Source organism: Humibacillus xanthopallidus, from assembly GCF_006716675.1.
GTDB lineage: Bacteria > Actinomycetota > Actinomycetes > Actinomycetales > Dermatophilaceae > Humibacillus > Humibacillus xanthopallidus_B.
The window spans coordinates 268260-292110 of sequence record NZ_VFPM01000003.1 but is presented as its reverse complement, the minus strand read 5'-3'; the positions used below and the strand labels follow the sequence as shown (position 1 = coordinate 292110).

At 69.8% G+C, this 23851-nt stretch carries 19 protein-coding genes and 1 tRNA gene; 9 read left to right on the top strand and 11 right to left on the bottom strand.

Annotation, left to right across the window (positions count from 1 at the left end):
- Positions 1-137: 137 nt before the first annotated feature.
- Complete coding sequence (locus tag FBY41_RS24015) at positions 138-2678, top strand: CHAT domain-containing protein (RefSeq protein WP_185749129.1); 2541 nt, start codon at positions 138-140, stop codon at positions 2676-2678.
- 70 nt (positions 2679-2748) lie between these two features.
- Here the strand turns inward: FBY41_RS24015 and ligD are convergent, their stop codons facing one another.
- From ligD to FBY41_RS16420, 7 genes are all read right to left on the bottom strand, one after another.
- On the bottom strand, positions 2749-3726 hold the full coding sequence (gene ligD / locus FBY41_RS16450; RefSeq protein ID WP_141845369.1) for a non-homologous end-joining DNA ligase: 978 nt from the start codon (positions 3724-3726) through the stop codon (positions 2749-2751).
- Positions 3727-3785: 59 nt separating this feature from the next.
- Positions 3786-3989, bottom strand: a complete 204-nt coding sequence (locus tag FBY41_RS16445) for a hypothetical protein (RefSeq protein ID WP_141820228.1) — start codon at positions 3987-3989, stop codon at positions 3786-3788.
- A 158-nt stretch (positions 3990-4147) separates the two neighbouring features.
- The gene (locus FBY41_RS16440) at positions 4148-6958 is read right to left on the bottom strand and encodes a LuxR C-terminal-related transcriptional regulator (protein ID WP_141845368.1); all 2811 of its coding nucleotides are present in this window, start codon (positions 6956-6958) and stop codon (positions 4148-4150) included.
- A gap of 155 nt (positions 6959-7113) precedes the next feature.
- A tRNA-Gly gene (locus FBY41_RS16435) sits at positions 7114-7186 on the bottom strand.
- 110 nt (positions 7187-7296) lie between these two features.
- The gene (locus FBY41_RS16430) at positions 7297-7596 is read right to left on the bottom strand and encodes an SHOCT domain-containing protein (RefSeq protein WP_141845367.1); all 300 of its coding nucleotides are present in this window, start codon (positions 7594-7596) and stop codon (positions 7297-7299) included.
- Between the two features lie 74 nt (positions 7597-7670).
- Complete coding sequence (locus FBY41_RS16425) at positions 7671-8147, bottom strand: DUF6325 family protein (protein ID WP_185749128.1); 477 nt, start codon at positions 8145-8147, stop codon at positions 7671-7673.
- A gap of 115 nt (positions 8148-8262) precedes the next feature.
- The gene (locus tag FBY41_RS16420; protein WP_141845366.1) at positions 8263-8502 is read right to left on the bottom strand and encodes a hypothetical protein; all 240 of its coding nucleotides are present in this window, start codon (positions 8500-8502) and stop codon (positions 8263-8265) included.
- A gap of 145 nt (positions 8503-8647) precedes the next feature.
- On the opposite strand from FBY41_RS16420, the gene FBY41_RS16415 reads away from it, so the two are divergent.
- The 6 genes from FBY41_RS16415 (at position 8648) to FBY41_RS16390 (ending at position 15382) form a co-directional block, all read left to right on the top strand.
- Positions 8648-11266, top strand: a complete 2619-nt coding sequence (locus tag FBY41_RS16415) for a LuxR C-terminal-related transcriptional regulator (RefSeq protein ID WP_141845365.1) — start codon at positions 8648-8650, stop codon at positions 11264-11266.
- A 131-nt stretch (positions 11267-11397) separates the two neighbouring features.
- Positions 11398-11691, top strand: a complete 294-nt coding sequence (locus FBY41_RS16410; RefSeq protein ID WP_141845364.1) for a hypothetical protein — start codon at positions 11398-11400, stop codon at positions 11689-11691.
- 55 nt (positions 11692-11746) lie between these two features.
- Complete coding sequence (locus FBY41_RS16405) at positions 11747-12133, top strand: SHOCT domain-containing protein (protein ID WP_141845363.1); 387 nt, start codon at positions 11747-11749, stop codon at positions 12131-12133.
- A gap of 15 nt (positions 12134-12148) precedes the next feature.
- Entirely contained in the window at positions 12149-12574 is a 426-nt protein-coding gene (locus FBY41_RS16400) for a hypothetical protein (RefSeq protein ID WP_141845362.1), read from the top strand.
- Between the two features lie 34 nt (positions 12575-12608).
- Positions 12609-13964 (top strand): anaerobic C4-dicarboxylate transporter family protein, encoded by a 1356-nt coding sequence (locus FBY41_RS16395; RefSeq protein WP_141845361.1) that lies wholly within the window; start codon positions 12609-12611, stop codon positions 13962-13964.
- Positions 13965-14020: 56 nt separating this feature from the next.
- On the top strand, positions 14021-15382 hold the full coding sequence (locus FBY41_RS16390) for a M20/M25/M40 family metallo-hydrolase (protein ID WP_260439846.1): 1362 nt from the start codon (positions 14021-14023) through the stop codon (positions 15380-15382).
- Between the two features lie 46 nt (positions 15383-15428).
- On the opposite strand, the gene FBY41_RS16385 is transcribed toward FBY41_RS16390, so the two are convergent.
- On the bottom strand, positions 15429-17015 hold the full coding sequence (locus tag FBY41_RS16385) for an aspartate:alanine exchanger family transporter (protein ID WP_141845360.1): 1587 nt from the start codon (positions 17013-17015) through the stop codon (positions 15429-15431).
- Between the two features lie 121 nt (positions 17016-17136).
- Between FBY41_RS16385 and FBY41_RS16380 the strand changes: the two genes are divergently transcribed.
- Together FBY41_RS16380 and FBY41_RS16375 are read left to right on the top strand one after the other, a co-directional pair.
- Entirely contained in the window at positions 17137-17793 is a 657-nt protein-coding gene (locus FBY41_RS16380) for a hypothetical protein (RefSeq protein WP_141845359.1), read from the top strand.
- Between the two features lie 117 nt (positions 17794-17910).
- Positions 17911-19431, top strand: coding sequence for an MFS transporter (locus FBY41_RS16375; protein WP_141845358.1), 1521 nt, complete (start codon positions 17911-17913; stop codon positions 19429-19431).
- 61 nt (positions 19432-19492) lie between these two features.
- On the opposite strand, the gene FBY41_RS16370 is transcribed toward FBY41_RS16375, so the two are convergent.
- The 3 genes from FBY41_RS16370 to FBY41_RS24185 all read right to left on the bottom strand — a co-directional run bounded on the left by FBY41_RS16370 (position 19493) and on the right by FBY41_RS24185 (position 23776).
- A complete protein-coding gene (locus FBY41_RS16370) occupies positions 19493-19885 on the bottom strand; it encodes a rhodanese-like domain-containing protein (RefSeq protein WP_141845357.1) in 393 nt (130 codons plus the stop codon).
- 24 nt (positions 19886-19909) lie between these two features.
- Entirely contained in the window at positions 19910-21085 is a 1176-nt protein-coding gene (locus tag FBY41_RS16365; protein WP_141845356.1) for an ABC transporter substrate-binding protein, read from the bottom strand.
- Between the two features lie 126 nt (positions 21086-21211).
- Entirely contained in the window at positions 21212-23776 is a 2565-nt protein-coding gene (locus FBY41_RS24185) for a LuxR C-terminal-related transcriptional regulator (protein WP_141845355.1), read from the bottom strand.
- Positions 23777-23851 lie beyond the last annotated feature (75 nt).

The following is a 23851-nucleotide window of genomic DNA, read 5'->3' as shown; positions in this document are numbered from 1 at the left end:
GGTCCGATGGTGCGGCGCTTCGCCCATCATCACCCGCCGCTGAGGAGGACACTGTCGGGGGTAGGGGTATCAGCGCGGAGACCCGGCCGCTCCGTCCCCCGAGAGATGCCCGTCCAGACGCTGGTGAGGGGTAGCAGGTGAACGATCCGTACGTCGACTTCGACGTCGTCATCAGTCGCGACGACGCCGGCTACTCCGTGCGCGTGCCGGACCGCAACGGCCCCGGTGGTGAGCCGCTGGCCGCACCCTTCTCACTGCCCTTCAGCGCGACCGAGCTCGCGGGCTTCATGGTGGCCGTCGGCCCACCGCGGGTCGCCTCCCGCCGTCTCGTGCCGGTCTCGGAGCGGGTCGGTGACGTGAGAGAGCTGGGCCAGCGCCTCGGTGACGCCCTGCTCAGCGGCGCCATCGGCTCGGCCTTCCGGTCCGAGGTCGAGGCAGCAACGCGGTCCGGCCGCGACGTGCGCCTCCGGCTGGATCTCGAGGGAGCCCCCGACCTGCAGCCCGTGCCGTGGGAGTACCTCTACTCCGCTGAGCTCGGACGCTTCGTCACCCTGTCGAACCGCACGCCGATCATCCGTCAGGTCAAGGCCTTCGGCGTGCCGCCGCCTGTCGTCGTCAACCCGCCGTTGCAGGTGCTCGTCATGATCTCGAGCCCCAGCGACGTGCCCCGGCTCGCCGTCGACCGCGAGCGGCAGCTGCTCGAGGCGACGACGAAGGACCTCGTCGACGCGGGCCTCATCGAGCTCGTCGTCCTCGACGACGCGACGCTTCCCGCACTGCAGCGCGCCCTGCTCGACCCGTTCCACGTCTTCCACTTCGTCGGCCACGGCGGCTTCGACCGCGAGCTCGACCAGGGCGTGCTCGTTCTCGAGCGCGACGACGGCACCGCGCATCGCGTCACGGGTGCCCGGCTCGGCACCCTGCTCCACGACGCGCGCGACATGCAGCTCGCCGTCCTCAATGCCTGCGAGGGCGCCCGCAGCTCCGGCCGTGATGCCTTCTCGGGCGTCGGGCAGGCCCTCGTGCGGCAGGGCCTGCCGGCGGTCGTCGCCATGCAGACCGAGATCAGCGACCGGGCTGCGCTCGTCTTCAGCCACGAGCTCTACTCCTTCCTCACCCGAGGCCTCGGCATCGACGCCGCCATCTGCGAGGTGCGCAAGGCGATGGCCACCTCCGACGAGGCGTCCGAGTGGGGCACGGCTGTGCTCCTGCGGTCGACCGGCGGCTCCGACGAGCCCTTCACCTTCGTGCATTCCGGTGTCGCCCAGCCCGGGGAGCAGCACCGCCGGGACTCGCTCTATGCAGCGGCGAAAGCGGCGCTGGCCACCGGTGCCACGGAGACGGCGGCGCCCATCCTCGAGCAGCTCGCCGCGGAGAAGCCCGACGACGCCGAGGTGACGCAGCTGCTCGAACAGGTCCGTCCGGATGACACGAGCGCCCCACCGGAGACGCCGACGAGCCCGGTCGCGTCGACCGGCCCCACCACGCAGGCCGGCCCCACCACGCAGGCCGGCCCCACCACACAGTCCGGCCCCGCCACGGCGACGACTCCCCCGGCTCCGCCCAGCACCCCAGGGGCGGCGGCCCCGCCCCGTCACCAACGCCGGGTGCTCGTGGCAGCCGCAGCCGCAGCGCTCCTGCTCGTCACGGCTGTGGGTGCCATCGTGTGGCGCAACCAGAGCGAGAGCCCCACACCGACACCGTCCGCCGGTGTCACGGGGTTCCCGCAGGCGACCGGCTCACCGACGACGATCTCCGGCATCCCCACCGTCGACCTGCCGACCACAGGCGAGCCCACCGGCGCGCTCGTCCTGCCGTATGCCGTGGACGGCGACTTCCACAGCGCGGCCGGCAGCAACCAGAGCGGCTCGGACGGGAGCACCCTTGACGTGCTGCGCCTCCCTGGTGGCAACCGCGTCGTGACAGTGACGTCGAACGGACTCGTCAAGATGGTGCTCGAGGACCCCGGCGGCACGACGATCGAGGACCTCGGCCACTTCAGGAGCCGCGTCGAGGCGAACCGTGGCGGTCGCTTCGCCTACGTCGACGGCGACGACGGCCGCCTCAGCGTGCGTGACACCGACGGCCGCGAGGTCGCCAGCCTGCCGGGCGTGGGAACGGGCGCCGAGGTGGTCGGCTTCGCCGGCCCGGCGGTCTTCTTCACCGACAACGGCACGACGTTCCGCTGGGACACGACGACGAGCAAGGCCGCCGAGTGGCGCCAGAGCGAGATGGTCGCCTTCAACGACTCGACGAGGACCGCCGTCGGCGGTTCCGGAACAAAGTGCTTCGCCGTCGTCGGTGTCGACACCCCGTCGCAGGCGACGAAGGACCTCGACTGCCAAGGACTCGAGCTCAAGGGTGTCACCGGCGACGGACGCTACGCCATCGCCTGGAAGGCCCCGACCGGTCCCGAGCAGAGCCGTGTGCTCCTCATCGACACCACGACGGGCAAGCCGGCCTTCGCGGTGCGCGTGCCGTCGGGCTCGACCGTCGTGCAGGTCGGCTATCGCACGCGCCCCGTCCCCCGCACGCTCGTGCTGAGCACCGTCACACCTGACGGGCGCAACCGCCTCGTGGGCTGCCCCACCGACGGCACCTGCGAGATCCTCACGGAGCCCAAGCCCACGGTCGGAGACCCCGAGGCTCCCCCGCCCTACGTCATCGCCCGGGACTGACGGTCACCGGCCTGAGTGCCCGCGCGCACCAGACCGCGGTATGCCGCCCGGCCCGCTCCACGCATACGGCTCAGGAGGGCTCGGGCTCGGGCTCGGGCGGCGTGTCGCGGCCGTCGCGCTCGTCGCGCTCGGCCCACTCGAGCAGGGGCGCGAAGTCGAAGATGGCGTCGTCGATGCCCGCGTGGAGGTCACCGAGCTCCGCGAAGCGCGCCGGCATCGTGGCGATCGTGAAGTCGTCGGGCAGGGCGTCGGCGACCTCGTCCCAGCGCAGGGGTGCCGAGACGGTGCCGCGCGGGTTGCCGCGCACGCTGTAGGCAGCGGCGATCGTGTGGTCGCGAGCGTTCTGGTTGTAGTCGACGAAGAGGTCGGAGGGCGAGCGGTCCTTGCGCCACCACGTCGTCGTGACGTCGTCGGGGAGCCGGCGCTCGACCTCGCGGGCAAAGGCGAGGGCGCCTCGCCGCACGTCCTTGAAACCCCAGCGCGGCTCGATGCGAACGTAGACGTGCAGGCCGGAGCCGCCCGACGTCTTGGGCCAGCCCACCGCCCCGAGCTCGCCCAAGACCTCGTGCGTGACCTCGGCGGCGCGCCGCACCCGGTCGAAGGGGCACTCCGGCATCGGGTCGAGGTCGATGCGCCACTCGTCGGGGCTCTCCGTGTCGGCTCGACGGCTGTTCCACGGGTGGAACTCGACGGTCGACATCTGCACCGCCCAGATGACGTCGGCGAGCTTGGTCACGCAGAGCTCGTCGGCGTGGAGCCCGTAGCGCGGAAAGTGGAGGCGCACCGTCTCGACCCACGGCGGCGCGCCCGCGGGCAGGCGCTTCTGGTGGACCTTCGGGCCATCGACACCCTTGGGAAAGCGGTGCAGCATGCACGGTCGCTCCCGCAACGCGTTGACGATGCCCGGGCCGACCGACTCGTAGTAGCGGGCGAGGTCGAGCTTGGTCTCGCCGCGCTCGGAGAAGTAGACGCGGTCCGGGTTCGAGAGTCGTACGGGCAGCCCCTCGATCTCGAGCTCGACCGCAGGGGTGCCGCGGGATGCCGCCATGTCGTCACTCTAGGCGGGGAGCCCGACCGCCGGGCGGCTGTCGCTCCGGCGAGCGCTGTTCAGTCGGGGAGCTGGCGCATCTCGAGAACGGTCAGGCCGTAGGCGTGGAAGCGGTCGAGGAGGCCGTGCAGGTGCGCCCGGTCGGTGATGGGGCCGTAGAGGACGGTGCCGCGGCTGCTCGTCGTCGTCGACTCCGTCAACTCCGGGAAAGCTGCCGCCACAGCTGGAGGCAGCGGCTCAGCGAGCACGAACTCGTAGCGCATGACACCCCTTCGGATCGCATCGGCTGGCGTCCCCAGCCTGTCGCGACCGTGCTGCTCCGCGCGTCACCCGGTGCAGGTGACTCCGGTGACTCCGGGTGACTACGCGCGGGCTCCTGCGTGAATCCGGGTCGAGCCGTGTGGCGTGCAGGCCCTTGGGCTCAGATGAGTCCCTCGCGCCTGCCCTCGGCAACGGCTTCGCGGCGGTTGCCGACGCCGAGCTTGGCAAACAGCGAACGCAGCTGTGTCTTCACGGTGTTCGGGGAGACGGCACGGGCCCGGGCGAGCTCGGGCACGGTGAGCATCGACGGGAGGTCCTGGAGGAGGCTGAGCTCGCGGGGGGTGAGCACCGGGGCGGCAGCGGGGCCCCGCGAGACGGCATACCGGTGGGTCGGCTCGTGAAGTGCCGCGACGGTCAACGCGGACTCGATGACGTGCTCGACGAAGTCCTCCTCCGCGCCGAAGCGACCGCGGCCCTCGACGAGCAGCTCGAAGACCTCGGGTGCCACCTCGAGGACGAGGCGCACCGAGCCCAGGCGGCGGGCGATCGCCAGCCCGCGAAGGAGCGCGTCATGGGCCACCGTCGGCTGGTCGTTGCGGTGGGCCAGGGACGCCTCGAGGAGGAGCCCGACGACCCGGAGGTGGACCACGGGCACGCGTTCGGGTCTCGCGAGCACTCCCTGGAGGAGATGACGCGCTTCCTCCTCCCGGTCGAGCCGGACGGCGAGCTGCGCCGCGAGCACCGCTGTCTCACCGCCCGCTCCGAGCCGTCGCTCCGCCAGCTCGACGCTGGCGCGCGCGGCGTCGACCTCTCCACACGCCAGTGCCATTCGGTGGTGCTCGGCGACCTCGAAGGCGACGAGTGTCCGTGAGAAGCGCTCCGATGCGAGCGCGAGCACCTCGTCATGTCGCGCCCGCACGATGCGGCGCTGCTCGGCGGGGTTGCCCGCGGCACGGTCGAAGTCGATGAAGGACCGGACCGCGCGCACCGAGCGGACGACCTCCGGAGCCACGATGACACCGGTCGCTCCACTCGGCGCGTCGAGCGGGGCAGCCCCGCTCTCGAGGATCGCCTCGGCCACCCCGATGAGCTCCGCTGCCCGCCCGGGGTCGAGCCCGTCGTGGGCGGTGGCCGCGGCGCACACATAGGCGGGCACCAGGCGCGGGGAGGCCGCCCACCCGCGAGCTGTGGCGTAGTCGATGGCGTACTGAGCCCACTGCCTCATCTCGGCGAAGGTGCCGAGCGCCGTGTGTGCCGTCGACAGCGCCGCGGCGCACGTCATGACGACGAAGTCGTGACCTCGCACATCCGCGTCGACGAACACGGACTCGAGCACCGCCACCGCTTCGTCGAAGCGGCCGAGCCAGATGAGAGCGATGCCCGCCGTGACGTGCTCTAAAGCGCGCAGGTCGGACTGCCCCACCGCTTCGGCACCGCCGAGGCGGCTCGCCGACGAGAGCACGGCGTCGACCACCGCGGGATCCAGGTCGCCGCGCAGCCGGTCGCGGTAGAGCCAGGCAGCCGACAGAAGGCGGTCGAGACGTCTGGGCAGCACGGCAGACGGCGCTGCAGGCGCGGTGGGCTCCCGGTAGCGTCCGCCTGCACTCTCGAGGTGCGCCTCGGCCCGAGGCAGGTCACCGAAGTCGAGGGCGATGATGGCCGCGAGCACGTGCAGGAACCGTCGACGCGGCTGCTCGTCGCTCGGGCTCTCGAGCAGGTGCCCGATCGCGCGGTCGACCACGTCGTGATGGCCTTCGAGCAGGAGCCGCAGCCCGTCCTCGTGCAGGAGCGTGAAGACGGTGGACCGATCGCGCGACGAGATGGCGTGGTCGAGTGCCTCGGCGTCGTCGCCCCGGGCGTGGAGAAAGCGAGCGATGCGCAGGTGTTGAGCCCTGCTGCGCTGCCCGCTGAGGTCGGCGAGGCGGGCGACGAGGTAGCCGCGCAGCAGCGTGTGATAGCGGTAGCTCCGGTCCTCTGCACCGAAGACCGACACGAGCGAGTTGGTGTCCGCGAGGTGGTGGAGCAGCTGTCCGGCATCGTCACGGCCGCTCAGCAGCTCGGCCATCTCGGTGGACAGGCGCTCCGGAAGGCAGGTGTCGAGCAGGAAGGTGTGGGTCTCCTCGGGCAGCTCGTGCAGCACCTCCTCGATGAGGAACCAGAGTCCGCCGTCGGTGCCGAAGCCGTCGAGGACGCCGCCGACGTCGCGGCCCGATCGCAGCGTCATGGCGGCGAGGGCGACGCTGGCGACCCAGCCCTCGGTCAGCTGCCAGAGCCGGTGGACGTGCTCGCCCGACAGGTCGAGGCCTTCGGCCGCCAGCAGCTGCGCGGTCTCGTCCTCGTCGAGACGGAGCTCTGCATCGCGGATCTCGAGGAGCCGCTCCTGCAGGCGCAGGCGCCCGAGGGAGACCCGGGGATCCGACCGGGCCGCCATCACGATGTGCAGGTTGGGCGGCGCCCACTGGAGGAGTCGGTCGAGCGCGAGCACCGCGCCGTCCGACTGGATGACCTGGACGTCGTCGAGCATGAGCCAGATCGGCGCGCCCGCCCTGCGCACCGCCTCGGCGACCTGCCCCGTCAGTCCACGCTCGGCCTCCGTGCCGTCGCCGTCCTCGGCTGTCGAGCCGGGCTGAGCCAGCTGCTGACGCACCCGTGCCGGCAGCGCGTCGTGCAGGGCTCCGAGCACGAGGTCCTGGAGCACGACCGGGTCGTCGTCCTCGTCTTGCAGGGACGCCCATCCGGCGCCCTGACCCGCGGCCCGCAGGTCCGCGGCCCAGCTCGACAGCAGCGTCGACTTGCCGGCTCCGACCAGACCGGTGACGACGACGACGGTGCCGTGACCTCGCAGCGTCGCCCTGGACCGCGGCGTCGGCGCAGCGAGGCGGTCGCGGCGCAGCAGATGGGTAGGCGGCAGTGGCGGCTCACGACGTGGTGAGGGCCACGTCCAAGCCGGCGTGTGCGTCCCACCGCTCACAACCGCTACCCCCAATGGCTTAAGGAGTCACGGTTGATCATGCCTGCAGCCCGGCGATCAGTCAGCGGTTTCTCAGGATCGACACGCTGGGAGACAGCTGGAAACGGCGTTGGGCCCCCTCGACCTGGTGGTCGAGGGGGCCCAACGTCACACGGAGCGGACGACCGGGCTCGAACCGGCGACCTCAACCTTGGCAAGGTTGCGCTCTACCAACTGAGCTACGTCCGCACTCACCGGCCAGAGCGAGGCTCCGTCCGGTGCGAGCAAGACCATAGCGGAGACGACGTCGATCCGCGAAACCGCTCGGAGGCGGCCGCCGGTGCGTCTCCCGGGCCCGGTCAGCGGGCGAGGATCCGCTCCTTCTGCACCTGGAACTCGGCCTCCGTCAGGACGCCGGCGTCACGCAGCTCGCCGAGCTGCTTGAGAGCGTCGAGATCCACGCCCGTGTTCTCCTCGGCGGGCTCCGGCGGCGGGGCGTACTGCTGGGGCGGCGGCTCCGCATACTGCTGCTCGGGCGGGGCGGCCTGCTGGTCCTGGGCGGCCCACCTCCCGGCCTGACGGCGCGAGACGCGGTTCGACACCGCGGTCGCGGTCCCCGCGACGACGGCGGTCCTGGCAACTCCACGTAGAAGTCCCATGGTGTGCTCCTTCGATCTGACGTAGGGGTGGCTCGAGCGTGCGCCGACCGGTTCGGTCTGCGCGAGGGTGTGGGTCAGTCGGCGTCCGTCGCCTGCTCGGCGGAGCCGGCGCCTTCTGCGGCTTCGAGGGCTTCGAGGCGGGCGATCACCTCGTCGGCGGGGATGCGGGCGCTGGCGACCACGGAGGCCCCGGCGCGGCGCATGGCCGACACGAAGGGACCCGCCCACGTGTTCTCGTAGACGAGCAGCGCCACGGCGTCACCGGGCTGGACGAGCTCGCCGGCCTCGTTGATGTCGTCCTCGTCGATGAGGCCGGACTCGGCGCCCTCGAAGACCGCGAGGTCGAGGACCCCGTCGCCGTCCAGATCGGTGATGGCGGCAGCCGTGATGGTGCCGTCCTCGCTGCGCAGGACAGCCCTCATGTCGAGGACGCGGATGATGCCCCGCTCGACGAGATCGACGATGATGGCCATCCCCTCACCGTTCAGACGGGCTCCGGGGAACTCGAGGGCCAGGAAGTCGATCGGCCCCACGTCGACGTTCACACTCATGTCTTGCCTCCTTGACGGATGTGGTTGACGTCCCGAGCGTCACTCACCGCCGGAATGCATGGCATCACCCGAGGGGGATGACTTGGGCTCGGCGTGATGGTGGGACGCCCGGGCATCAGCCGTCGGTGTGGCCCGGGGACGCGTGCGGCTCGGGTGGAACCTCGACCTCCTTCATCGCCGTGATGCCGATGCCGAGCGACTCGAGCAGCCCGAGGACGGCGTCGAGTGTCGCCTTCTCACCGACGGGAACGCTGAGGACGCTCGCGCCTCGCTCCTGTCGCCGGACGACCTCGCCCACGGAGGCGGGCAGGTCCGAGGTCAGCTGACCGTCGAGGACGATCTCGTACATCCGCATGACTCACCTCACACAACCGCGGTCCCGGCAAGATGCCCGTTCGGCATGCTCGGGACTTCCTCGCGTCATAGTCTCGAGGCACGAGGCATTCGCCGCGTCAACCCGTGAGGATGACTCTCGCCGGCGGCATTCGGAGGAAAGCGCGATGGTCGTACCACGCCAGCTACGGATGACCCCGCCCGGGGTGTCCGTGGGGCTCATCGAGAGGCCCCGTCTCGCGACGCTCATGGAGGCGCGTCCCGTGACGGTCCTGGCGGGTGTCGCGGGGTATGGCAAGTCGACCCTGCTGGCAGCCGCAGCCGAGCGGCGGCCACCGGGGGGCACCGTGTGGCTCACGCTCGACGACACCGACAAGGATCCAGTGCGCTTCGTCGGGGACCTCCTCACTGCCACCACGCTGGCAGGGATCGAGCCTCTGAGCGACCAGGTCGAGCAGCTGCGGGTCTCGTCGTTGCGGGCCGAGCCACTCAGCCTCGTCGACTCCTTGCTCGAAGCGCTCTACGACTCCGCCCAGCCACACCTGCTCGTCCTCGACGACCTTCAGCACCTCGCCGGATCGGTCGCCTCGACCACGATCGTCGACCACCTGCTGAGGTGGGCGCCGGCCAACCTGAGGATCTCGATGGCGGCTCGGGTCGTTCCACCACTGCGCCTGCAGCGCCTGAGACTCGAGGACCGGCTCACCTACCTCGCCCACGACGACCTTGCCTTCAGCCTCGAGGAGTCCACAGCAGCGGTCCGAGCGGCGCAGCTCGACCTCGACCTCACCACGGTCACGGCCATCCAGCAGGCCACGGACGGCTGGCCTGCCGGAGTGCGGATGGCAATTCTCGCCGCTCGCCACCGAGGCACGGCCACAGATGTGTCGGTGGAGCTGCGGCGCGACCAGGCCCTCGCGGACTATCTCGCCACCGAGGTCCTCGCCTCACTGGCACCGGACCTGCGGAACTTCGTCCTCGAAGCCTCCCTCGACGAGCAGGTCTGCCCGTCGCTCGTCGACGCCGTGCGCGGCACCTGCACAGCTGAGGCACTTCTCGAATCATGCGTGAGCGCAGGGCTTTTCCTCTCCCGCGGCGTTCCGGGTACACACGGACAGTGGTACCAGTGGCATCCCCTCTTCGCCGCGCACACCCAACGTCGCCTGGCGGCCGATCACCCGAGCCTGGCGTCTCGGCTGCACGCCTCCGCGGCATCGTGGTGGAGCAGCGTCGATGCCCCGACGGCCATCGGGCACGCGCTGGCCGCCGGCGACGGGGAGGCGGCTTCGCGCATCTTCTCCGAGTCCTGGCTCGAGCTGCTGCTGCAGGGGCGCGTCGATGCGGTGCTGTCCGCCGTCGACCGGCTCCCCCACGTGTCGGCCTACCGCGGCGACGCCCACCTCGCCAAGGCGCTCGTCTCCGTGCAACGTGGCGAGACCGGTCTGGCGCGGGCCGAGCTCGACGCAGCACGCATCTCGGCGGGCACGCTGTCCGAGGTGGAGCGGACCCGACTCGAGCAGCGGACGGCGCTCGTCGAGCTGCTCGTCACCGGCTGCGACCTGGGTCTGGGCGAGGCGGCCCGGGCCGGCGTGGCGATGCTCGAGGAGCTCGCCGACGCGCGCACGGGACTCGATCCTGTTGTCATGGCGTCGGTGCAGGTACTCGTGGGCATGGGCGAGGCGCGGGTCCAGCAGCATGTCGAGACGGCCCTCGACCTGCTCCGCACCGCCGCACGGACAGCAGGGACGGCCGGCCTCTCCGCTCTCGAGCTCACGGCGCTCGCGGAGTCCTGCATCCCGGCGATCACCGAAGGGCAGCTGACCGAGGCGCACGACCGGGCGGTGGATGTGCTGGCGAAGGCAGAGGCCAACGGCTGGGTGGGCCTGACGACGCTCGCGCCCGCAGTGGTCTACCTCGGCTGGCTCGACTACTGGCGCGGAAACCTCCACGAGGCCCGGGCTCAGCTGCAGCGCAGCCTGTCGATGTTGTTCCCCTTCGACTGGGAACTGCGCGGTCTCGCTCTCCACTTCCACGCCAAGACCTGCCTCGCGCTGGGAGACCTCGCCGCGGCACGCGCCAGCATGACCCAGATCGCCGCGCTGATCGACGCAGGCGGGGCACCGGCGTGGTGGCCCAGGATGCTGGCAGCCATCGAGGGACTGCTCCTGTGGGCGGAGCACGAACCTGGTCGTGCGGTCGAGCTCGCCCTCGATCCCCCGTCGGGCCCGGACTACCCAGCCGCCCCGGCCCTGCGCGCGACGGTCCTGCTGCGGGCCGGGCGCCCGGTGGAGGCCCTGTCCCAGCTGGAGTGCGCGGACTCGTCAGATGCTCCCATCCAGGTCGAGTGCCTGTCGCGCTGCGTCGAGGCCGAGGCACTGGCCGTGCTCGGCAAGGAGGACGCGCACCTCGCCCTCGAGAAGGCCCTCGCTGCAGCCGAACCCGACGGCCTCTTCAGGCCGTTCCTCGCAGGCGGCGCCGAGCTGACGGCGCTGTTGAGGGAGCACCTGAGCCATGGCACGAGTCACCCCGAAGTCGTGACGCAGGTGCTGGCTCGCCTAGCCGACCCCGCGCAGCACCACACCACGATCTGGTCCGAGCAGCTGACCGAGCGTGAGCACGTGATCCTGCGTTACCTCGCCACCAACCTCACCAACACCGAGATCGCGGATGCGGAGTTCATCTCCGTGCACACGGCCAAGACCCACATCGCGCACATCTACCGCAAGCTCGGCGTCAACAACCGGCGCTCAGCGATCCGGCGCGCAGCGGAGCTCGACCTCTACTGACGACGTGCGCGGCGCGGGGGCGAGCCGATGCCATTGGCCGATCTCGTCTCAAAGGAATGACGCGGCGACACGGCGACCACGCGATGCTGACCAGACGGGGGACGTCCCCGTGCAGCAAACGGAGGTCGAGCATGCGAGCAGTCGTCGTCGTCCGAGGTGTCGTCGACGAGCGTGACGTGTGGCCGTATGCGTCGTGCTCGGAGAGCGACGGGGAGCGCACGACCCTGTCGGTGACCGTGCACGACAGCCAGGAGCTGGTGGGGGTCATCTCGACCCTCACCGCCCTCGGCCTCGAGGTGGTCTCGACGCGTCTCGTCCAGAGGACGGGCACAGCGCAGCACCCGGAGGACGAACAGGACGAGGCGATCTCGTCCTCGGAGAATGACGACCCGGCGCATCTGTCTGATGACAGTGAGGAGCTGTAGGAGCTCGTTTCCCGACCGCGGCCGTCGCAGGCCGCATCGAAAGGATGGCATCGTCATGGACTTCTGGAGCTATTTCTGGTTGCTCGTCTGGTGGTTCTTCTTCATCGCCTACCTCATGGTGCTGTTCCAGATCTTCGGCGATCTCTTCCGTGACCACGAGCTGGGCGGGTTTGCCAAGGCGCTGTGGGTGCTCTTCCTCGTCTTCGTCCCCGTCATCGCCTCTCTCGTCTACCTCATCGCCCGAGGCAAGGGCATGACGGCTCGCGCGATGCAGCGCAACGCCGAGGCGAAGGCGGCCCAGGACGCCTACATCCGCAGCGTGGCTGCACCGTCCGCGGGATCGTCGGGTGTCGATCAGCTCGCCCAGGCCAAGAGCCTGCTCGACTCCGGCGCCATCACTCCCGAGGAGTTCGCGGCGATCAAGGCCAAGGCCCTGGCCTGAGCGATGTCGTCCCCGGTGAACCGTGACACCGTAGGCCGGCTGGCAGCTGCTGCAGCCATCGCCACGAGCCTTGTCGTGGCGGGCTGCAGCGGCGCCACGCCGTCGGCCCAGAATCTCTGCGCAAAGGCCAAGGACCTCACCGCTGCAGTCGCACAGGTTCAGGCGGTCAAACCCGACGGCGCCGCGCTTCGGCAGCTGAGTGCCAAGGTAGACGCGGCGCTGGCCAAGCTCGACCGGCTGCAGGCCGTCACCGAGGGACGCTACGACACCGCCATCTCCGACCTGCGGGCAAAGCTCGTGACCTTCAAGGAGTCCGTCGACTCCGCGAGCAACGCGTCCCTCGAGACGGTGGCCCCGCAGATCAACAGCGCCCTCACCGATCTGCGCGGTGCCGTCGCCAGCCTCAACGAGAAGATCGCGACCCAGTGCCCGGCCGGCTGATGCCGCCCCGGCACCCCTGCAGGAAGGAATCGAGATGAGCGTTCAGTTCGTGCTCGAAGCACTCGTGGTGCTCGGGGCGATCGTCATGGGTACTCGGGCCGGCGGCGTGGGCGTCGGTCTCTGGGGCGGCCTCGGCACGTTCGTGCTCGTCTTCGTCTTCCGTGAGCCGCCGGGCGAGCCGCCCGCCGCGGCTCTGGCGATCATCCTCGCCGTGGTCACCTCCGCCGCCATGATGCAGGCCGCAGGCGGTATCGACTGGATGGTGGCGGTTGCGGCGGGAGTCATCGAGAAGCGACCCAAGCAGATCACCATCATCGCCCCGTTGACGGCGTTCCTCTTCTCCATCGGAGCCGGCACGAGCAACATCATCTACCCGCTGCTCCCCGTCATCTACGACGTCTCGTACAAGAACCGCATCCGTCCCTCGCGCCCGCTCACCGTGACGGTCGTGCAGTCGGGCATGGCGCTGGCGGCATCGCCCGTGTCGGCCGCGATGGCGGCGATGCTGACGCTCACCGACGTGGAGCCGTACAACCTCGGGCTCACCCAGATCCTCGCGATCACCATCCCGGCCTGTGTCGTCGGCATCGTCGTCACCTCGCTCGTGGTCAACCGGATGTGGAAGAACCTCGACGACGACCCCGAGATCCAGGCGAAGATCGAGTCCGGGCAGCTCGCCGCGCCGCAGCTGCTTGCTGATGGCGAGTCCGCGGCCTCACGTCTCACCTACACCAAGGAGGGGCGCAACTCCGCGTTGGCATTCCTGCTCGGCGTCGTCGCGATCGTCATCTTCGGCCTCTTCCCCCAACTGCGACCGGCGTTCGGTGCGGAGGGCGAGGAAGCCGTGCCCATCGACATGACGACGACGATCGTCATGGTCATGTTCGTCGTCGGCGTGGCGATCCTCTTCCTCGGCCGCCCCGACGTGAAGACGGTTCCCGACCAGTCGGTCTTCAAGGCCGGCATGATCTCGGCCATCGCGCTCTTCGGGATCGCCTGGCTGACAGCGACCTTCATCTCCGCGCACGAGGACTACATCGTCAGCACCATCGGAGGCTGGGTGACGAGCTGGCAGTTCATCTTCGCTCTGGCCGTCTTCCTGGTCGCAGCACTGACCACCAGCCAGTCGACCGCGACACGGACCATCGTGCCGATCGGGCTCGCCGCAGGGCTTCCTGCCGGCGTCGTGACCGGTATGTGGGCCGGCGCCCTCAGCGGCGTCTACACGCTGCCCGCCAACGGCACGCAGATCGCGGCAGCCAACTTCGACCTCACGGGCTCGACCAAGCTCGGCACGAAACTGCTCGACCACAGCTTCTTCGTCCCGATGCTCATCATGTCGGTGGTCACCATCGCCGTCGGCGCACTCATCGGCGCCGTCTTCTTCTGACGCACGCGCGAGCCGACCCTGACGTCGGGACCTCGAGACATCGACAAGGAGCAAGCATGCACATGGACAAGGACCAGATCGCCCAGCGCGTCAGCGAGCTGATGCCCGGAGTCATCGAGGACCTCGAGACACTGATCGCGATCCCGGCCATCGCGTTCCCCGGCTACCCCGAGGAACCGGTGCGCCAGATGGGCGAGGTGGCGTTGCAGATGTTCCGCGACGTGGGCTTCACCAATGCGCAGCTGATGGACGTCCCCTCGGGCTACCCCCCCATCTACGGCGAGATCGAGGGTCCGCCCGGATCGCCGGTCGTCGTCCTCTACGCGCACTACGACGTGCAACCCGCTCCCCCGGAGCAGGGTTGGACGAGCGACCCCTGGACGCCCACGCGCAAGGAGGACGGCCGCATCTATGGACGCGGGGCCGCCGATGACATCAGCGGTCTCGTGAGCCACCTCGGCACGCTGAGAGTGTTCGACGGCAAGCCGCCGTGCACGGTCAAGCTCATCCTCGAGGGCATGGAGGAGACGGAGAGCAACCTCGAAGCCTTCGTCGAGGCTCACCCCGAGCTCTTCGCCTGCGACCTCTTCGTGATCTGCGACATGGGCAACCTCCGTGTCGGCGAACCGGCCCTCACGACCGCCCTGCGCGGCGATGTGGCGTGCATCGTCACGGTGCGCACGCTCGAGCACCCTTTGCACTCAGGCGTTTTCGGCGGACCTGCACCCGATGCCATGATGGCGCTCGCTCGGCTCCTGTCGACTCTGCACGACGACGACGGCAACGTGACCATCGCTGGCGTCTCCGAGACGGTCTGGGACGGCGCCGACCTCAGCGAGGACGACCTCCGGTCGAGCGCCGACGTGCTCGAGGGAGTCGCTCTCACCGGCAGCGGTCCCGTGGGAGCCAGGCTGTGGGCCCGCCCCTCGGTCAACGCCATCGGCATCGACATGACCGACATCGCGTCGTCGTCCAACGTGCTCATCCCCGAGGCCAGGGCCAAGATCTCGATGCGCATCGTCCCCGGCTCCGAGCCCACGAAGGAGCTGGACGCGCTCGTCGCACACCTCGAGAGCCATGTGCCGTGGGACGCCAAGGTCGAGGTGCAACGCACCAAGGAGGCTCCGCCGTTCCTCTGCAAGACGGACGGGCCGGGGTATGCCGCGGCGCGCGACGCGCTGTCGGAAGCCTTCGGCAGGCCTGCCGGCGAGGCGGGCTGCGGAGGCTCGATCCCCCTGCTGCGCACTCTCGAGAAGGCAGCACCCGGGGCGGAGTTCGTGCTGTGGGGCCCCGAGGACGTCGCCGCTGCTCGCATCCATGCATCTGACGAGAGCGTCGACCCGGTCGAGATAGAGAAGCTCATCGTGGCCCAGGCTCTGCTGCTCCAGCGTCTCGCTACCGGCAGCGGGTCCGGCTGACAGCGGTGCCGCCGGCTGATGGTGCCAGTCGTCGTGCGGGTGCTCGTCAGCCGAGGCCGACGAGCACCTGCACGATGACGATCTTGGCGATCATCGCGATCGGATAGACGAGCACGTAGCCGAGGCCCACCCTCGTGTCGAAGCCGGTGCGGTCGTTGGCGAAGGCGAGGATGGCCGGCTGGGTCTGCGCGCCCGCGAGCATGCCGGCGTGCTGGGTGCCGCCCATCCGGTGGATGAGGCGACCGGCGACGAGCAGCAGGAGCGCCGCCCCCGTCGTGATGAGGAAGCCGAGAACTGCCACCTTCCACCCGAGGTCGGAGCCGATCGCCGCGACGATGCGCTCCCCCGCCCGCGTTCCGGCATACGCGAGGAAGGTGATCATGCCGAAGTACGAGAGCGACTGTGCGGCCCCGTTGGACATCGAGGTGACAACCGGACCGATGCGTCCCAGTCGCCCGAAGACGAGCCCGGTGAGCAACGTGCCCGCGGCCGCACCCAGCGCGAACCCACCTCCGGGCAGAGGGATGTGGACCAACCCGATGAGCAGGCCGAGGGAGAGCCCGAGCGCAAAACCACCCGGGTTGATGTCGGACATCCCCCGGTCTGAGTCGCCGAGGAATGCGCTGACGTCCTTCATCCGGTCAGCAGGGGCCGTGACTCGCACCCGGTCGCCCATCTGGAGCACGAAGTCGGGCGACGCCACGAGGTCGATGTCGGCACGCCGCACCCGGCTGATGTGGGCGCCGAAGCGGCCCTCGAGGTCCAACGCTCCGATGGAACGTCCCGCAAGGGGGGTGTTGGAGACGGTGATACGGCGGTAGTCGAGCTCCCCGGGCCCGCTGACGATGTCGTGGGACGACCGGTGGCCCAGCTCGGCGGTCACCTGGTCGACGAGGTCACGCGGACCCACGACCGTGACGAGGTCGTTGGGGCCGAGGCGTTCGTCCTCGCCTGCCACCACCGTGGGGTTGGCAAAGTGCCCGTGCTTGAGTCGCGAGAACGTCACCCGCTGCTGGTACCGCTCCTCGACGTCCGAGAGCAGCAGGCCGTCGGCCAGCTCCGTCCGGATGGTCTGGTTGACGAGCGGCTCGCTCGGCGGCGCCTCCTGACCGCGGTGTCGCAGTGACCACGACGCTGCGAGAAGCATGCCGACGACACCCCAGAGGTAGGCGATCGAGTAGCCGATCGTCGGGCCAGCCGGATCGGGTGCGAGCTCTGTCGCGGCCGCAAGGGCCGGGGTGTTGGTCAGCCCGCCGGCGAAGGTGCCGGCGACGACCGACGACGTCAGGCCCAGGGCCTGTCCACCGAGGACGGCCACGACGGCCACCACGACGAAGCTCGCCACGACCGAGAGCATGACCGGCCAACCGTGGCGGAGCGAGGCGAAGAAGCTCGGGCCGGAGACGATGCCGATCGTGTAGGTGAAGAGGACGAGGCCGAGCGTGCCGACCGTCTCGGGGATCTGGAGCTTGACCCCGTTGGCGACGCCCAGCGCGGACACCGCGATGGCCGCGAAGAGCACCGCGGCCGGGCCGATGGCAACGCCCCCGATCTTGACGCGGCCCAGGACGGCGCCGAGCAGCAAGAGCAGGGCAAGGAGCAGGACGGGTTGCCCCGACAGCGTGGTGAGCACGTCTCATCCTCTCGTCCGGCGAGGGCCGCCGTCAGACCGTTGGTTCACGACACGGCGCGATTCGCGTCACGGCGGGGCCATTCCGGGTGTCTGGGCACTCTCGCGGCTCTACCGTCAGAAGGTGACCACCACTCCCTCAGCCCAAGACAGGTCGCTGCGCCGACTCAGCACCCCGAGAGCGGCCGGCCTCGCTGGTGTCGCCTTCGCACTGCTCTTCGCGACGAGTCTGGCTCTGCTGCGGTCCGTCACGCCGGAGGATCCCTTTGCCGGAACGCCATGGACCGACGATGCAGGTGGGCGGATCCGAGTTGCGCTGTCCCTCATGCCTTTTGCGGGCATCGCGTTCCTGTGGTTCATCGGTGTCATCCGCGACCAACTGGGTGAGCTGGAGGACCGCTTCTTCGCCTCGGTCTTCCTGGGGAGCGGACTGCTCTTCCTCGCGATGATCTTCGTGTCCTTGGCGGTCGCCGGCGCTCTCCTCGCGGGTATCGGTGCCGGCGGCGGTCTCTACAGCGGCGACACCGTCTCCTTCGGCCGTGCCGTGATGCTGCAGATCGGCAACGTCTACGCCTTGCGCATGGCGGGCGTCTTCATGATCTCCCTGGGGACGATCTGGATGCGCACGGGCCTCATGCCGCGATGGTTGGCCGCGGTCACCTTCGTTCTCGCGGCGCTGCTGCTCTTCGTCATCAACCTCAGCCTGTGGACCGGGCTCGTCTTCCCCGGCTGGGTGCTCGTCGTCAGCCTCCTGATCCTCGCTCGGCAGCGGCGCGCCTGACTCGACGTTCGCGTCGCGTCGCGACATTCATCCTCGGAGGGTGAGTCTCCGGAGCGCCTCCCGCCCTAGGTTCGAGGCGAAGGCAGCAGCCTGTGTCCGGATGAGGGGAGCACCACGATGTCGGGGGCCACATCGTCAGCAGCGCGCGACGGCGCCACGGCTGCGGCCGGTGGCGTTCTCGCCGCGACGTGCCTGTCCACGTTCGTCGTCAATGCCAACACGTCCGCCGTCAGCATCCTGTTGCCGGCCATCAGCGCTGATACCGGCACGGACGTCACCACCCTGCAATGGGCCGTGACCGGATACTCCCTCGTCGGTGCCGCTGTGATCGTGACCGCCGGCTCCATGGGTGACGTCTTCGGGCGGAAGCGCGTCTTCCAGCTCGGCCTGCTGCTCTTCGTCGTGTCCTGCGTCTTCATCGGCCTGTCGTCGTCCGGCGGGGCCGTCATTGCCGGTCGCTTCATCCAGGGTGCGGCGGGGGCCACGATCCTGGCGTGCGGCCTCAGCCTGCTCTCGGTGGCGAACAGCGGCCAGGCCCAGCTGCGGGCCGTGTCGCTGTGGGGGGCAGCGGCCGCCGTCGGGGCGGCCGCCGGCCCGCTGATGGGTGGCGTGCTCGTCACGGTGATGGGCTGGCAGGGCCTCTTCTGGGTCGACGCCGTCATCGGCGGGGTCTGCATCCTCATCACGGCCCGCAAGGTGTCGGAGTCGCGCGACACCACACGGTCGCGCTCGATCGACTATGCCGGTTCGGCGCTCATCGCCCTGACTCTCGGACCTCTCATCCTGGCTCTCAGCAAGGGCAGCGCGTGGGGCTGGGTGTCTGTCGCGACACTCGCGTGCGTCGCTGTCGGCGTGGCGTCAGGCTTCGGTTTCATCGCGGTCGAACGGCGGGTGGCCGTCCCGATGCTCGACCTCGCCCTCCTTCGCAACCGGGTGCTCGTCGGTGCGACGGTCGCCATCCTCATCGGGTCCGGAACGATCAACGCCTTGATGTACCTCCTCAGCCTCTACTTCCAGAACCCGGACGCGCTCGGCTTCACGACGTTGCAGGCGGGACTCGCCACCCTGCCGGCCACGGTCGGCCTGGTCGCCATCGCCGCGGCCGTGCCACGGCTGACGGCTCGTCTGGGTGGGCGACAGGTGATCGCCATCGGCTTCCTGCTGACCGCGATCGGCTTTGCGGCGGTCGGGTTCGTCGATGCCGACTGGGCGTACCGCGCCTTCCTGCTCCCGCTGCTGGCGGTGGCCGTGGGGATGGGGCTCTCGAACGGGCCCGCCTCGTCAGCCTCCACAGCCTGTGTCCCCGAGAAGCAGGTCGGCTCAGCCTCCGGCATCTCGAACATGGCCCGCTACGTCGGTGCAGCGGTGGCGACCGCGCTGGCTGCGACGATCTACGGGGGCGTCATCGCCAGCCGCACAGAGCAAGGAGCCTCAGCCTCTGACGCGCTGGCTGCGGGCTTGGCGACGGCGTCGTGGGTCATGGCCGCGATCAGCTTCGCGGGCGTCGTGATGGCGGTCGTGATGGGCCGCCACCCGCCTGCCCGAGGAACACTCGAGGACTCGGCCGCAGCGGCTTCGGCCTCGACCTCGGTCACACTGCCGACGACGGCTTCCGCCGCCGCACCGAAGGGCGCCTGAGTTCGCACGACTGCCTGCGGCGACGCCCCAAGCGGACGTCGCCGCAGGCTGATCGCCTGGCTCAGAACGCGCCGTGTGCCTCGGCGGTGGGCAGGCCCGCCGTCTTCCAGGCGTTCATGCCGCCAGCGAGGTTGACGACGTCGGTGAATCCGAGCTCCATGAGGGTCGCTGCGGCCAGGGTTGCGCGCGTGCCGCTACGGCACACGACGATGACCCTCCGGTCCGGTGCGAGGGCCGGGTTGTGGGCCGGCGAGGCCGGGTCGGCCTGGAACTCGAGGATGCCGCGCGGGATCTGCACCGCGCCCTCGATGTGCTCCTCCCACTCGATCGGCTCACGGACGTCGAGCACGACGACGCCACCTCGCGCGACCTCCTCTCGAGCGTCCTCCGGGGTGACCGTGGCCACCCGGGCCCTGGCACTCTCCACCATCTGTGCTGCCGTTGTCGCGGTCATGTCGTCCTCCTCTCGTCGTCGGGCTCAGCCGAGCCGCGTGCCCTCGACATCGAGCCCTCCCCCGGCCGGGAGCTTGCTCCAGCTCCGCCGCTCCCACTCCTCGGCGAGGACCTCTTCGGCCGCCTTCTCGAGGAACTCCGGGCGGGCCCACTCGTCGACGTCGAAGTCGTTGTGGATGTAGCCGTGACTGACCATGAAGTCCTTGCCGATCTTGATGCACTCCAGGTTCTGAGCGCTGAGGCTCGGCACCATGTCGACGTCCTTGATGCCCTGGTAGGTGTCCTCGGCATCGCGGTAGAAGGTCTGGTGGTTGAGGATGTAGGCCGCTGCACGCTTGTTGTCGTTCGCCCACCGCCCCACCTTGACCATCGCCTTCATGTAGGCGACAACCAGCTCGGGGTGCTCATCGGCCATGACCTCGGTGCACGTGATGACGGCGGGGGTGTTGGCGACCTGGATCGTCCAGTCGGGGTACCTCGACAGATCCTCGATCATCTTGATCCGGCCCGTGGCCTCCTGAAGGTGCTGGAAGACCTTGCTCTGCGTGTAGATGGCATCGACGGTGCCGTTGAGCAGTGCCGTCTCCAGCGGACGGAAGGCCAGGTCGTGCTTGTGGTCGCGGCGCATCCACAGCTCGGACGGGTTGTTCATGGGCGGGACGAGCATCTCGGGCTTGTCGTACCAGTCGTCCGGGTAGGGGAACTCGACCAGCTCGATGTCGTCCATCGTCAGGTCGTGCAGCCTGAGCATCGTCTCGATGCCCATGTGCTCCTGGATGCGCCACCAGTCGTTCTTGACGGTGTTGAGGCTCTTGCTGATGCCGATCTTCTTGCCCTTCAGATCCTCCATCCGGAAGAACGGGTCGCGAGCGCGCACCGCCATGCACCCGCCCTCGGAGACCCACGTCGCGCCGAGCAGGACGGTGCGACGGATGTCGGCGTTGACGTGGATCGGTGGGTAGAGGCCACCGAAGCGGATCAGGTTGTCGAGGTTGTGGATGTAGTGCGGGTACCAGTTGTTCTCTGGCGCGTGGCGGAAGTACGCATACTCCACGCCGATCTTCTTGAACTCCTCACGGCACCACCCCAGCTCCTGGTCGATGTTGTTGGCGGAGACCATCGGGCAGTTCGTGAACCAGACCTCCTTCCAGTCGAGGGGGACGGTGGTCGATCGGCGCTCTGGCGCTGCAGTGCTGGTCATGACGCGTTCCTTCCTTGGGGCGGGGCCGGCCGCGGTGGTCGGGTGGCCCAAGGACCAGCGTCGCGGGCGGTCCGAAAGGCTCGCATCATGCTTCGGGATGACCTCTCGGATGATCCTCGACCTCGGTCAGATCAGCCCGAGCTGGGTCGCGTGACGCACGGCGGCGCGCCGGTTGGCGACGTCCAGCTTGCGGTAGACGTGGGCGAGGTGCGTCTTGACGGTGTTCACGGAGATGAACTCGGCCGTCGCGATCTCGGAGGGCGACATGTCGGTTGCGAGGTAGTGCAGGATGGTCCGCTCGCGCTCGGTGAGGGTCTCGCCCCAGTCGTTGACCGACGTGGGCAGGTTGCTCGACAGGTGGGCGAGGACACGGAGGACGAGGTCGCCGTGTCGGGTCCCCGTGCTGCTGTGCTCGGTCAGCAACGGGGTGAGCACGTCCCCGACCAGTCGGAACGGCTCGAGGAAGCCGTACCGCTGCGAGGTGTCGAGGGCCCGCTCCAGCGCCTCGTGGGCCAGCTGCCTGTCGCCGAACTCCGCGAGGGCCTGGGCACGCAGGGTGTCGACGACGCCGCTGACGTGCGGGAACATGCGCTCCGCCGGGATCGTGTCGAGCACGTCGAGCGTCTCCTGGGGGCGACCGCTCCTCAGTAGCACGCAGCCTCGGAAGCACGTCGCGAGGTGGAACTCGGGTCCATCGGCAGGATGCTGCGCCATGACCCGGGCCTCCTCGACGTGACCACGCTCCATGAGCACCATGGCGTCGAGGGCCAGGACCAGCGAGGGCCACCACGGCGGCATACGGTCATGAGTGGCGAGTTCCCGACCTCGCTCGGCTGCGCGCTCTGCGCCCTCGACGTCCCCCGCGCTCAGACACGCCTGGGCGAGCACTGTCGTGACCAGGCCGAGCATTGCCCAGTCATGCGGGAGCAACGTCGCCTCGCACCGGTCGAGAAGTGCGATCGCTCGGCGTGGTTCCCCCTTCCACAGCGCCAGCCACCCCAGGTAGCCAGAGGCCATCGCGATGCCCGGCAGGTCGCCCCAACCCTTGGCGTTGGCCTGTGCGAGCACGTCCCTCGCCAGCGCCTGCGCGTCGTCGAGGCGACCGGTCGCGATCGACGGGATGCAGGTCTCGGCCTGCGCCATGAGCCCGAGCGCGGTGTAGCCCGACTCGTTCGCGGTCAGGTGAGCCTGGCGCAGCAGCCGCACGGCTTCGAGGGGTCGGTCGAGCAGACGCGCCTCGCTCATCCCCACGTAGAGCTTGAGGAGCGCCATCGTGGCACGGTCCAGGGAGACCGAGCCTGCCTCGGACTCGACGACCAGCCGGTGCCCGCGCGCCAGGGACTCCGTCAACGCCACCCGGTCTCGGACGACGAAGAGCTCGATGACGGTGGCCCTCATCTCGAACTGGGTGCGAGCCGACGGGGGCAACCGATGCGACAGTTCTCGGGCCCGTTCGAGCTCCAACCTGGCCACGTCGACGGCCCCTTCCTCCGCCGTCACGAAGGCCGTGGCGAGATGGAGCTCCGCGGCGTCCGTCACGTCGTCGGGAACTGCTGCCGCGAGCCTTCGTGCCGTGTCACTCTGGCCCGCGAGGACGAGGTCGAGCCACACGGAGGCGGCGATCTCGCCGGCCAGCTCGTCGTCACGCGCTGCCAGGGCATGGCTGACAGCGACATCGGGATCGACGCTGCGCCACCACAGGGCTGCTCGCCGCTCGGCTGCCTGGGCGGAGTGGGGGCGAGCCAGCCGGGGAAGTCGAAGGTTCGAGGCGAAGAGTCCGTGCCAGCGGAACCACGGCTCGTCGCCGGCACCGGACTCCCGGTTGAGGAACAGCCCGTCCTGGGCACACCGCTCGAGCAGCGCTGCCGAGTCCGTGCTCGAGCGCACCGCATCCAGGAGGGACGGGCACACGAGCTCGTCGATCGTTGCATCGAGGACGAACTCGCGAAGGTCGGGATCGAGAGAGCCGAGGACCTCCGTCGTGAGGTACTCGGCGAGCGCGTCGTCGCGACGGACGTCGTGCAGGTCGGTCCGGGCTCCGGCGCGAACGGCGAGGACCGCCAGGCGGGTCGCCGCCGGCCAGCCCTGGGTCAGCGTGTGCAGCTCGGCGACGGCGTCGGGTCCGAGCCCCAGCCCCCAGAGCCCCACCGCGACGGCGGTCTCCTCGCGAGTGAAGGCGAGGTCGCTGTGCCCGACGAGCTCGAGCCGCCCGTCGAGGCGCAGCTTCTGCAGCCGCAGCTGTGGCATCGAACGGGACGCGAGCAGGACCCTGCAGGAGGGCGGCGCCCACGCCATGAAGTGGTCGACCAGTTCCAGGGCGCGCGGTGAGCCCACGAGGTGGTGGAGGTCGTCGAGGACGAGCGTCAGTGCGACCTCCTCGTCCACGAGGGTCTGCTGAAGGGTATCGACGAAGGCCAGGTGGTCGGCGAAGAGCGGGGGATCCTCCAGGCGCTCGAGCAAGGTCGCGAGGTGCCCGGCCCCAGGCGTGCGCATCGCCGTCAGGAGGTCCGCAGCCAGGCGCCCCGGGTCGCGGTCCGACGGGTCGAGGGTCAGCCAGACGACCGCTCCCTCCGGCCGGGCCTCGGCCAGCCATGAGGCGAGGAGCACCGACTTGCCGTATCCGGCAGGTCCCAGGACGAGGACGGCCGAGCGCGCGGCAAGGCGGTCGAACAGCCGCCGTCGCCTGACCACCTGACCGGTCAATGGCGATGGCGAGAAACGACCTCCGCGAGGGCGTTGCACCGTTGCCCCTCCTCCCCAGCCGGG

What these genes read in the sequence shown, in the direction of transcription:
- FBY41_RS16420 (WP_141845366.1), bottom strand. Translation starts at nt 8,502, where the DNA reads ATGCGGATGTACGAGATCGTCCTCGACGGTCAGCTGACCTCGGACCTG.
- FBY41_RS16375 (WP_141845358.1), top strand. Translation starts at nt 17,911, where the DNA reads ATGTCGGGGGCCACATCGTCAGCAGCGCGCGACGGCGCCACGGCTGCG.
- FBY41_RS16410 (WP_141845364.1), top strand. Translation starts at nt 11,398, where the DNA reads ATGCGAGCAGTCGTCGTCGTCCGAGGTGTCGTCGACGAGCGTGACGTG.
- FBY41_RS16445 (WP_141820228.1), bottom strand. Translation starts at nt 3,989, where the DNA reads ATGCGCTACGAGTTCGTGCTCGCTGAGCCGCTGCCTCCAGCTGTGGCG.
- FBY41_RS16405 (WP_141845363.1), top strand. Translation starts at nt 11,747, where the DNA reads ATGGACTTCTGGAGCTATTTCTGGTTGCTCGTCTGGTGGTTCTTCTTC.
- ligD (WP_141845369.1), bottom strand. Translation starts at nt 3,726, where the DNA reads ATGGCGGCATCCCGCGGCACCCCTGCGGTCGAGCTCGAGATCGAGGGG.
- FBY41_RS16390 (WP_260439846.1), top strand. Translation starts at nt 14,021, where the DNA reads ATGCACATGGACAAGGACCAGATCGCCCAGCGCGTCAGCGAGCTGATG.
- FBY41_RS16365 (WP_141845356.1), bottom strand. Translation starts at nt 21,085, where the DNA reads ATGACCAGCACTGCAGCGCCAGAGCGCCGATCGACCACCGTCCCCCTC.
- FBY41_RS16370 (WP_141845357.1), bottom strand. Translation starts at nt 19,885, where the DNA reads ATGACCGCGACAACGGCAGCACAGATGGTGGAGAGTGCCAGGGCCCGG.
- FBY41_RS16395 (WP_141845361.1), top strand. Translation starts at nt 12,609, where the DNA reads ATGAGCGTTCAGTTCGTGCTCGAAGCACTCGTGGTGCTCGGGGCGATC.
- FBY41_RS16425 (WP_185749128.1), bottom strand. Translation starts at nt 8,147, where the DNA reads ATGAGTGTGAACGTCGACGTGGGGCCGATCGACTTCCTGGCCCTCGAG.
- FBY41_RS16415 (WP_141845365.1), top strand. Translation starts at nt 8,648, where the DNA reads ATGGTCGTACCACGCCAGCTACGGATGACCCCGCCCGGGGTGTCCGTG.
- FBY41_RS16430 (WP_141845367.1), bottom strand. Translation starts at nt 7,596, where the DNA reads ATGGGACTTCTACGTGGAGTTGCCAGGACCGCCGTCGTCGCGGGGACC.